Source organism: Pseudomonas sp. NPDC087814, from assembly GCF_044742865.1.
GTDB lineage: Bacteria > Pseudomonadota > Gammaproteobacteria > Pseudomonadales > Pseudomonadaceae > Aquipseudomonas.
On record NZ_JBIUVK010000085.1, the window covers coordinates 1 to 10783 of the forward strand.

The 10783-nt window shown below is 57.2% G+C and carries 9 protein-coding genes; 3 read left to right on the forward strand and 6 right to left on the reverse strand.

Annotated features, from left to right (window positions below; translation table 11 throughout):
* Positions 1-52 precede the first annotated feature (52 nt).
* Both rsmG and mnmG read right to left on the reverse strand, forming a co-directional pair.
* Positions 53-697: a 16S rRNA (guanine(527)-N(7))-methyltransferase RsmG gene (rsmG, locus tag ACIOMR_RS30240; protein WP_401198067.1), complete on the reverse strand. Its 645-nt coding sequence runs from the start codon at positions 695-697 to the stop codon at positions 53-55.
* Positions 694-2586, reverse strand: coding sequence for a tRNA uridine-5-carboxymethylaminomethyl(34) synthesis enzyme MnmG (gene mnmG, locus ACIOMR_RS30245; RefSeq protein WP_087694608.1), 1893 nt, complete (start codon positions 2584-2586; stop codon positions 694-696). Before mnmG ends, rsmG begins: the two co-directional genes overlap by 4 nt.
* A 586-nt stretch (positions 2587-3172) precedes the next feature.
* Here mnmG and ACIOMR_RS30250 point away from each other — a divergent pair.
* From ACIOMR_RS30250 to ACIOMR_RS30260, 3 genes are all read left to right on the forward strand, one after another.
* Positions 3173-3679 carry a sigma-70 family RNA polymerase sigma factor gene (locus tag ACIOMR_RS30250; RefSeq protein ID WP_008439546.1) on the forward strand — a complete coding sequence of 169 codons (507 nt, stop codon included), beginning with the start codon at positions 3173-3175 and terminating at the stop codon, positions 3677-3679.
* Complete coding sequence (locus ACIOMR_RS30255; protein ID WP_087694576.1) at positions 3679-4623, forward strand: FecR domain-containing protein; 945 nt, start codon at positions 3679-3681, stop codon at positions 4621-4623. Before ACIOMR_RS30250 ends, ACIOMR_RS30255 begins: the two co-directional genes overlap by 1 nt.
* 93 nt (positions 4624-4716) lie before the next feature.
* Entirely contained in the window at positions 4717-7158 is a 2442-nt protein-coding gene (locus ACIOMR_RS30260) for a TonB-dependent siderophore receptor (protein ID WP_102370204.1), read from the forward strand.
* A 22-nt stretch (positions 7159-7180) separates the two neighbouring features.
* Here the strand turns inward: ACIOMR_RS30260 and mnmE are convergent, their stop codons facing one another.
* The 4 genes from mnmE to rnpA all read right to left on the reverse strand — a co-directional run.
* Positions 7181-8551, reverse strand: coding sequence for a tRNA uridine-5-carboxymethylaminomethyl(34) synthesis GTPase MnmE (gene mnmE, locus ACIOMR_RS30265; protein ID WP_134327611.1), 1371 nt, complete (start codon positions 8549-8551; stop codon positions 7181-7183).
* Between the two features lie 80 nt (positions 8552-8631).
* Positions 8632-10314: a membrane protein insertase YidC gene (gene yidC / locus ACIOMR_RS30270; protein WP_003213572.1), complete on the reverse strand. Its 1683-nt coding sequence runs from the start codon at positions 10312-10314 to the stop codon at positions 8632-8634.
* Positions 10315-10316: 2 nt separating this feature from the next.
* Positions 10317-10562 (reverse strand): membrane protein insertion efficiency factor YidD, encoded by a 246-nt coding sequence (gene yidD / locus ACIOMR_RS30275; protein ID WP_003213574.1) that lies wholly within the window; start codon positions 10560-10562, stop codon positions 10317-10319.
* Positions 10555-10783 (reverse strand): ribonuclease P protein component (rnpA, locus tag ACIOMR_RS30280; RefSeq protein ID WP_401198075.1); only part of this gene is annotated, 229 nt, incomplete at its 5' end. The genes yidD and rnpA, both read right to left, overlap by 8 nt.

Here is a 10783-nt window from a genome sequence, read left to right on the forward strand (position 1 = left end):
CTGTCTGGGTCGCGATCGCGCAGACCTTAGCCCGTCTTCCTTGTGTTCCCCCTCATGCCGAGCGGCGCAGTATCAGCAGCGGGCGTTGGGCGTGGCAACCGGGTACGGCCCCGGCGTGTTCGCTATCGAGGTGGAAGTCTGCCGGCAATGCTAACAGCTCGTCGCTTGGATGAACGCCCTTCATTGCCAGCCAACGGGTATCGCGGTCGCCGAGGTGGCGGGTCCAGTTGCTGAAGTTCTCCATGCTGCTGAACGCCCGGGAAACAATTCCGTTGAAAGGCTGTTCAGGCGTAAAGGCTTCGACGCGACTGTGGATAACTTGCAGGTTATCCAGCTTGAGTTCGAGTTTGACCTGGGTCAGGAAGCGGGTTTTCTTGCCGTTGCTGTCCAGGCAGGTCACTTGCGACTCCGGAAACAGGATCGCCAGCGGGATGCCGGGCATGCCGCCGCCGCTGCCAACGTCGAGCCAGCGGCCGTTTTCGATAAACGGCATCACACTGAGACTGTCGAGCAGATGGCGGGAGACCATTTCGTCCGGGTCACGCACCGCAGTGAGGTTGTAAGCCTTGTTCCATTTGATCAACAGGGCCAGATAACCCAGCAGCAACTCGTGCTGGGCTTCGGTCAGGTTGACGCCAAGCTGGCGAGCACCTGTGGATAACTCTTCGGCGTGTTGCGAGGTGACCAACGAACTCAAGCGCTTTGCTCCAACTGACGGCCCGCGCCGCGTTTTTTCAAATGAATCATCAATAGCGAAATGGCTGCCGGCGTGACGCCCGGAATACGGGACGCCTGGCCCAGGGTCTCCGGTCGAGTTATCCCCAGCTTGCCTTGGATCTCTTTCGACAGCCCGGAAATGTTTGTGTAATCGATATCCACAGGCAGCTTGGTGTCTTCGCTGGCCCGCAGACGAGCGATCTCATCCTGCTGACGGTCAATGTAACCGGCGTATTTGGTTTTGATTTCGACCTGCTCGGCAACCTGTGGATCTTCTGCGCCAGCGCCGGTGACCGAGATCAGACCAGCGTAGTCGATTTCCGGCCGGGACAGCAGGTTCAGCAAGTTGTATTCGTGAGTCAGCGGCGTGCCGAATTTTTCGGCAATCGCATCGCCCTGCTCGGTGCCCGGGCGAACCCAGGTACTTTTCAGGCGTTGCTCTTCCAACTCGATACTTTCGCGTTTTTTGCAGAAGGCCGCCCAACGCACGTCGTCGACCAGGCCCAACTCGCGACCTTTTTCGGTCAAGCGCAGGTCGGCGTTGTCTTCCCTCAGGATCAGGCGGTATTCGGCCCGGGACGTAAACATCCGGTACGGTTCCTGGGTTCCGAGGGTGATCAGGTCGTCGACCAACACACCGATGTACGCCTCATCGCGACGCGGGCACCAGCTGTCTTTGCCCTGAGCACGCAGTGCCGCGTTGGTTCCGGCCAGCAAACCCTGGGCGCCGGCTTCTTCGTAACCGGTGGTGCCGTTGATTTGCCCTGCAAAGAACAAACCGCCGATGACCTTGGTTTCCAGGCTGTATTTCAGGTCACGCGGGTCGAAGTAGTCGTACTCGATGGCGTAGCCAGGACGCACGATGTGCGCATTTTCCATACCGCGAATCGACTGCACGATCTGGATTTGCACGTCGAACGGCAAGGAAGTTGAAATCCCGTTCGGGTACAGCTCGTGGGTAGTCAGACCTTCCGGTTCGATAAAGACCTGGTGGCTTTCCTTGTCGGCAAAGCGGTGGATCTTGTCTTCGATCGACGGGCAGTAGCGCGGGCCAATACCTTCGATCACCCCGGAATACATCGGCGAACGGTCGAGGTTCGCAGCAATGATTTCGTGGGTGCGGGCGTTGGTATGGGTAATCCAGCAACTGACCTGTTTCGGATGCTGTTCCTTGGAGCCCATGAACGACATCACCGGGATCGGTGTATCACCGGCTTGCTCGGTCATCACCGAGAAATCCACAGACCGGCCATCAATTCGCGGCGGCGTGCCGGTTTTCAGGCGACCAACACGCAGTGGCAGTTCGCGAAGGCGCTGAGCCAAGGCGATTGACGGTGGATCACCGGCGCGGCCACCGGAATAGTTCTGCATACCGATGTGGATAAGTCCGCCGAGGAAGGTACCGGTGGTCAACACCACGGATTCTGCGAAGAAACGCAGGCCCATTTGCGTGACAACACCGCGTACCTGGTCTTGTTCGACGATCAGGTCATCGGCTGCCTGTTGAAATATCCACAGGTTCGGCTGGTTTTCCAGGGTTTCGCGGACAGCGGCCTTGTACAGGATGCGGTCGGCTTGAGCACGTGTGGCTCGTACGGCCGGGCCTTTGCGACTGTTCAATACGCGAAATTGAATACCACCTTTGTCGGTAGCCATGGCCATCGCGCCGCCGAGGGCATCGATTTCCTTGACCAGATGGCTTTTGCCAATCCCGCCAATCGCGGGGTTGCAGCTCATGGCGCCGAGGGTTTCCACGTTATGCGTCAGCAACAGGGTTTTTGCCCCCATGCGTGCTGACGCCAGTGCTGCCTCGGTACCGGCATGACCGCCGCCGATGACGATCACTTCAAAACGGGAAGGGAAATCCACCACGCACCTCGTGCCTGCTTCTGTAGGTAATTAGGAATGAGCGTTCGAGATCAGGTTTTCGAACGAGTCGGCAAGTATAGGGACTTCGCCCTTCCTAAAGAACCCTTTGCACAAAATTTAACCAGCTGTGGATGAATCACGAACAATAGAAATTAAAAGAGAGAAATTTATTAAATCTTTGTTTTTATGTTTATTTCTACTGAGGCATTTTTCTGTGGATAGATCTCTACAGGCCTTTATTTACGATATGTACAGAGATTCTAAAGTCTGTGGTTAGGTGCCAATGAGGTCCTTGGATAAGTGCTTTAAGCCTGTGGATTAAACGGGTGGTTATCCACAGAGGGGTTTTTACTCAGGTTTCAAGCCTGGTTATCAACCGGGCACAGGGGCGGTTATTCACAGGGCTTAATCCACAGAAAATACGGATCCCGATAAGTTTCAGGCAGGCAGATGCCTCCGAAAATCCTCGGTCAGGCAGGAAACAGTTCATTTGCATTTGTGAAACGGGTTGATGGAACGCCTATTGTGAGAAAGCGTCACGGCAGTTAATAATAGTTATTATCATTAACCTGCCTCGTCACCTCTCATGGCCCTTCCCTCGCATACCGTTGCAGTCCAACACATCTATGAGCAGCACCATTCGTGGTTGCACAGCTGGCTCAAGGGAAAGTTGCATAACGCCTGCGATGCAGCTGACGTGGCACACGATACGTTCGTGCGGATCCTGGGGGGCCGCAATGCGACGCAGATCCTCGAGCCCAGGGACTATCTGGCCACAGTTGCCCGGGGACTGGTGATTGACCGCTATCGTCGCCGCGCCATTGAGCAGGCCTATCTGCAAACCCTGGCAGACCGGCCCGAAGCGATCGCAATCAGTGAAGAAGACAAGGCCATCATCATTGAAACCCTCGTTGCTGTGGATAAAGCCTTGTGTGGGCTGGGGGAGCGGGCCAGGCGAATTTTCATGCTGTCCCAGGTCGAAGGCCTGACTTATCAACAGATCGCCGATCAGTTGCGTGTCTCGCTGACCACCGTCAAGAAACATATGGTTCGGGCCCTGACTGAATGCGCCTTGATCATGGCGGGCATGTAATGGCTGCCCCGGATCGCAAGACGTTCGAAGCCGCCGCCAGTTGGTACGTGCAATTTCAATCGCAGCCACCGACACCCGCGCAACAAAGTGCCTGGCAGCAATGGCTCAACGGCGACCCCTCCCATCAGGCGGCCTGGAACCAGATGGAGCAGTTGCAACGTGGCCTCGGTGCGCTACCCAAGGACTTCACCCGTCGTGCGCTCTCGGCCAGTCAACAACGGCGGCAAGTGCTCAAGCTGATGCTGATGCTCGGTGCCGCCGGGTACTTGGGGTGGAACGTTCAACAACACACATCCCTGGGCAACCTCTGGGCTGACTATCGGACCAAGGTCGGCGAACGACGGCGAATCGGGTTGGCCGACGGCACTCAAATTGACCTCAATACGAACACGGCTATCGACGTACTTTTCGATGGGCAGCAGCGACTGGTCCGTTTGCGTGAGGGGGAAGTACTTATCCACACCGGAAAGTCGGGCCGGCAAACACCGTTTTATGTCGAAACCCATGAGGGTCGTGTTCAAGCCTTGGGTACGCGGTTCACTGTTCGCCAACTGCAAGGGTCGACGCGGGTTGGTGTGCTGGAAGACCGGGTCAGCGTGCAACCCGTCGACCAGCCGGCCCATAGCCGAGTGCTCGGACCTGGTGAGAGTGTCGACTTCGGCACGCAAGACGTAGGCCCCAGCCATATTTATCGCGGGAACCAAGCCGCATGGGTCGACGGCCAACTGATCGTTCTGGATGCGCGACTGGGGGATGTCATCGACGAACTGGCGCGCTATCGGCCGGGCGTTATGCAGTGCGATGCCGCATCAGCGCGGCTGCGGGTGTCCGGCACTTTCCGTCTGGATTCCACCGACGCCGTATTGGCCAACTTGCAGGTCACGCTGCCGATCCACGTGAAGTATTTCACGCGCTATTGGGTCTCCGTCACGCTTACAGCTTGATACTGAAAAAATACTCTCAACGGGGGTTATCTTTTTTTTACCTGGCGCGGCCCTACAGGTAATCACGATGCTACCTTCAGGGCTTACTCACACATGCGCCTTCCTACAAAACTTCGCCAGCGTCTCTCCCATCACGGCATCACGTATGGCTTGCTGCTGGCCACGGCCGCGACTGCCAGCACCTTGCTATGCACTCGGGCCATTGCTGCCAGCCCAGTGCAACATTACGTGATCGCCTCCGGGCCACTCGACAATGCCTTGAGCCAATTCGCGTCGAAGGCCAATGTGATTCTGTCATTCTCGCCGCAGCAGACGGCGCGCCTGCAAAGTCCTGGGCTGGAGGGTGACTACTCGGTGGAGCAAGGGTTTGCGTTATTGCTGCAAAACTCGGGATTGCAGGCGGCGGTTCAAGGCCCCGGCAGCTACGCGCTGCAGCCGGCCGCGAGCGGAGAACAGCTCATGCTGGCCCCCACTACTGTAAGCACTTATCAACAGACTGGGTTCAATCAGGAAATTGCCGGGGACGTAGGTTACAAGGCGCAAAACAGCCGAATCGGTACCAAGACCAGCACACCATTGTCGGAAACCCCGCGCTCGGTGTCGGTGGTGACCGGCCAGCGCATCAAGGATCAAAAATCCCAGACGCTCACCGAAGTGCTGGGCTATGTGCCGGGAATCTTTGCCCCTCCCTTCGCTGCGGGCGACGGGCTGGCCGGTGACTTGTTCTTCATTCGCGGTTTCAACGCCACGGATTATGGCTACGGCCTGCTGCGCGATGGCTTGCGAGTCCAAGGCAACCGGTATGACACCACCAGCGAACCTTATGGCCTGGAACGGGTGGAGATATTCCGTGGCCCTTCTTCCCTGCTCTACGGCGAAAACGCACCCGGTGGCCTGGTCAACCTGGTGAGTAAACACCCGACAGCTACACCACAAGGCGAAGTTCAGCTGACCTACGGTTCTAATAACCGGCGCCAGGTGGGTGTGGATATCTCCGGTCCCTTGGACGACAGCGGCAATATCCTTGGACGGGTGGTGATGCTCGGCAGGAAGTCCGACACCCAGACCGATCACGTTCCCGATGACCGCCTGTATATCGCACCGTCCCTGACCCTCAATTTCGACGACTACAACACCCTGACGCTGCTGGCCAACTACCAGAAAGACCACACTAATCTTGAACTTGGCCTACCTGCAGCAGGCACGTTACTGACCAACCCCAACGGAAAGCTCTCCAAGCACACCATGCTCGGTGACCCGGATTGGAACACCTTCGAACGGGAAACCTGGAGCACCGGCTACGAGTTCAGCCACAGCTTCAACGATGACTGGCAGTTTCGGCAGAACTCGCGCTACATGCAGTCGCGAATCACCCGCCATGAAACCTGGCCAGGCAACCTGAATAATGCGGGGTTCGGCACACAGCTGAACATGAATGCCTACGACCGCTACAACAAATCGATGGTCTACTCGCTGGATAACCAGTTGGAAGGCAAATTCCAGGTAGGCGGGCTGGAAAATACCGTGCTGTTCGGTGCCAGCTATGACCGTACCTCGTTCAGCCAGGATTGGAATGCCGGATTTGCAGGCACGATCAATGTGTATAACCCGGTGTACCTGAGGGACCCATTGACGCCTCTCGCAGTGCAAAACACGTTGCTCGAACAGCAAATGAAAGGTGTTTATGCACAGCTTCAGAGCAAGTATGACCACTGGTTATTCTTGCTCGGCGGGCGGCAGGACTGGGTCGACAGTGATTTTCGCGACAAGGTGGCCAAGGCCGGCAACATCAGCTCTGAAGACCGCAAGTTCACCTATCAGGGCGGGATCATGTACCAGTTCGACAATGGCCTGACGCCATATGTCAGCTACTCGACCGCGTTCGTTCCGGTACAGCAGATCTCCAATGCCGGCACACCGCTGGACCCGATCACCAGCAGTCAATACGAAGTAGGCCTCAAGTACGAGCCGATCGGCTGGGACACGGCGATGACGTTGTCGGTCTATGACTTGCGCAAGCAGGACGACACGTACCTCGACGCCACGACCAATACCTACCGCCAGGTCGGCGAAAGCCGGGCCAAGGGTGTGGAAGTGGAGGTCAACAGCAACCTCACACCTAATTTGAACGTGACTGCGGCCTACACCTACACCGATGCTCGGATTACCAAGGATTCGGCAACGTCGCTCGTGGAAGGTCACCAGATGACCGGTGTTCCGCGTAATCAGGCTTCGGTCTGGGGCAAATACCGCTTTCTTGATGGCCAGCTCAAGGGCTTGTCCGTCGGCGGCGGCGTGCGCTACTTCGACAGCACTTTCGCTTACACCGCGCCTTCTCTATACGGGAAGCTGGATGCTGGAAGCGTGACGTTGGTGGATGCCGCCATTGGTTACCAGATTGACCAGCACTGGTCGGTAGACGTGAATGCGAAGAACCTGTTCGACAAGGAGTATGTGTCCGGCTGCAACGATGCGGGCCGCTGCTACTGGGGTGAAAGCCGGACGCTACTCGGAACTGTTTCCTACAACTGGTAACCAGCCAGCTGTGGATAACCGCCTATTTCCCGATACAGAAGCTTGAAAAGATCCGCCCCAACAAATCATCGGAGCTGAATGCGCCGGTGATCTCACCCAACAGCTGCTGCGCCTGGCGTAAATCCTCAGCCAGCAGCTCACCGGCTCCTGCCAGCGTCAGTTGCGCACGGCCATGCTCGAGGGCGGCGCTGGCATGCCGCAGTGCCTCCAGGTGCCTGCGACGAGCGCTGAAGCTGCTTTCCGAAGTCTGCTCGTAGCCCATGCACGCTTTCAGATGATCGCGCAGCAGTTCCAGCCCTTCTCCTGCAGCCTTGGCACTCAAGCTGATTGTCACGTGGCCATCTTCACTGACTTCCAGGGCAATTGCCTCGCCCGTCAGGTCAGCCTTGTTGCGAATCAGCGTGACCTTGGCCGGGTCCGGCCGTTGTTCGAGGAATTCCGGCCACAGTGCGAACGGGTCTGCAGCCTCTGGCGCGGTGGCATCCACCACCAGCAACACGCGGTCAGCTTCCGTGATGGCCTTCAACGCGCGTTCCACCCCGATCTTTTCCACCTGGTCATCGGTGTCACGCAGTCCAGCGGTGTCCACCACATGCAGGGGCATGCCATCGATGTGGATATGTTCGCGCAGGATATCCCGCGTGGTGCCGGCGATCTCGGTGACGATCGCGGCCTCTCGCCCGGCCAGGGCATTGAGCAGGCTCGACTTGCCGGCGTTGGGACGGCCGGCAATCACCACGGTCATACCGTCACGCAGCAAGGCACCTTGCCCGGCTTCGCGCAGCACTGTGGATAACTCATCGCGAACCTTATCCAGCATCGCCAGGACATGGCCATCGGCAAGGAAGTCGATTTCTTCCTCCGGGAAATCAATCGCGGCCTCCACGTAGATGCGCAAGCTGATCAATTGCTCGGTGAGGTTATGCACACGCAGGGAAAACGCGCCCTGCAACGAGCGCAACGCATTGCGCGCAGCTTGTGCAGAGCTGGCTTCGATCAGGTCGGCAATCGCCTCGGCCTGGGCCAGGTCGAGTTTGTCGTTGAGGAACGCGCGTTCGCTGAATTCACCCGGACGTGCCAGGCGGCAACCCAACTGCAGGCAACGCTGCAGCAGCATGTCCAGAACGATCGGGCCGCCGTGGCCTTGCAGCTCCAGGACGTCTTCGCCGGTAAAGGAGTTCGGCCCCGGGAAATAAAGGGCGATACCTTCATCCAGCACTTCTTCATCAGCACCTAAAAACGGCCCGTAATGCGCATACCTCGGCTTCAGTTCCCGCCCGCTGATGGCCTGGGCCGCCACGCTGGCGAGCGGCCCGGAAATACGAACGATACCGACACCACCACGACCTTGAGCGGTGGCGACAGCGGCGATGGTTTCACGAGGAGCGCTCATGGCGGGTACCCGGATAAAAGTGACAGAAAGCAAAACGCCCCACTAGGGGGCGTCTTGAGTGGTGTTATCCACAGAGTAAATTACGCCTCGGCTTTTTTGGTAGCCGCTTCGATTTTACGTGTGATGTACCACTGTTGGGAGATCGACAGGCAGTTGTTGACCACCCAGTACAGCACCAGACCAGCCGGGAACCACAGGAAGAAGAAGGTGAAGATGATTGGCATCATTTTCATTACCTTGGCCTGCATCGGGTCCGGCGGAGTCGGGTTCAGACGCTGCTGGATGAACATGGTCGCGCCCATGATGATCGGCAGGATAAAGAACGGGTCTTTGATCGACAGGTCAGTTATCCACAGCATGAACGGCGCCTGGCGCATTTCCACGCTTTCCAGGAGTACCCAGTACAGCGACAGGAATACCGGCATCTGCACCAGAATCGGCAAGCATCCACCCAACGGGTTGATCTTCTCTTTCTTGTACAGCTCCATCATGGCCTGGGACATTTTCTGCCGGTCATCGCCATGTTGTTCTTTCAGCGCGGCCAGTTTCGGGGCCACGGCACGCATACGCGCCATCGACTTGTAGCTGGCAGCCGACAGTGGGAAGAAGATCCCCTTGATCAGCATGGTCAGCAGGATAATCGAGAAGCCCCAGTTACCCACAATGCTGTGGATATGTTGCAGCAGCCAGAAAATCGGCTGGGCAATGAACCACAGAATGCCGTAATCCACAGTCAGTTCCAGACCTGGGGATAACTCTTTGAGGACTGCCTGGCTCTTCGGACCGGCGTACAACGTGGCGCTGGCTTCAGCCTTGGCACCCGGCGCGACGGTCAACGTCGGGCCAGTAAAGCCAATGATGTAGTTACCTTGGCTGTCTTTGCGGGTTTGAACCAGGTTGGCATCACCTTTGTTCGGGATCCATGCGGTCACGAAGTAGTGTTGCAACCAGGCAACCCAGCCACCTTGAACGGTTTCTTTCAGCGCGCCCTTGTCGATATCTTTCATCGACACTTTTTTGTACGGCTCGCTACTTGTCCACAGGGCTGCGCCCAGGTAAGTCGCGGTGCCGGTGGCGGTGCTGGAAGAAGGATCGGCGCTGTTGTCACGCTTGAGCTGGGCAAACAGGTTGCCCGTCCACGGCTTCGCGCTTTCGTTGTCGATCAGGTAAGTGACTTTCAGATCGTACAAACCGCGGGTGAAGCTGAAACGCTTGATGTAGTTGACGCCGTCGTGACTGAATTTCAGGTCGACGTTCAACTGGTTCTGGCCATCGGCCAGTTGATAAGTCTTCTGTTCGGTCGAATAAACCGGACGACCGGTAGCACGAGCATCCGGACCGTCAGTACCGGTCAGGCCACTTTGCGCCAGGTATACACGTTCGCCACCGTTATCGAACAGTTGGAACGGAACGTCCGGATGGTCTTGGCGACGTGGATACAGCGGCAGCTTCAGCTGGGCGATATCACCACCCTGTGGGTCGATTGCCAGGTCCAGTACATCCGTTTTTACATGGATGAGGTCTTTATTGGTGACGACCGGGGTTTCTACCGGGGTACTGGTATCGGCATTCGCGCTGGGTACATCGGCACTGGCGGCAGCATTGTTACCCAGTGGCGTATCCGGAATAGCCGGCGCCGACTGATTGGTAGCAACATTCTGAGTCGGCAGGGCAGCTTGGCCATAATCCTGGTTCCACTTAAGAACCATAGAGTAGGACACGATTGCCAGGGCGACGATCAGGATCGTGCGTTTAATATCCATGATTACTCGGCCATCGAAGAAGAACGGGAGGTAGGGATAGGCGGAACCGGGTCATAACCACCGGGATTCCACGGATGACAGCGACCTAAACGACGAAAGGTCAGCCAGCCACCGCGCAGAAGGCCATGATTTTCTATGGCTTCCAACGCGTAGCAGGAACAACTGGGGTAGAAACGACAGTGGTTTGCCATCAGGGGACTAATGGCATAGCGGTAAAACTGGATCGGAACGAGGGCCAGTTTACGCATCAGTACTGTCTACCCCTACAGTTTCGGTGCTGACAGCTGGTGCTGGCTTGTTGGTACGAGCCAAACGTTTCCAGAGCTTGCCGAAATGCTGAATCAATTCGGGGTTTTCTACGTCCCCCAAGCCTTTGCGCGCGACGATAACAATATCCCAACCAACCAGAGTCTCCTGGTGGAGGCGAAACGAATCGCGCATCAGAATCATGAGGCGATTGCGCTCAACG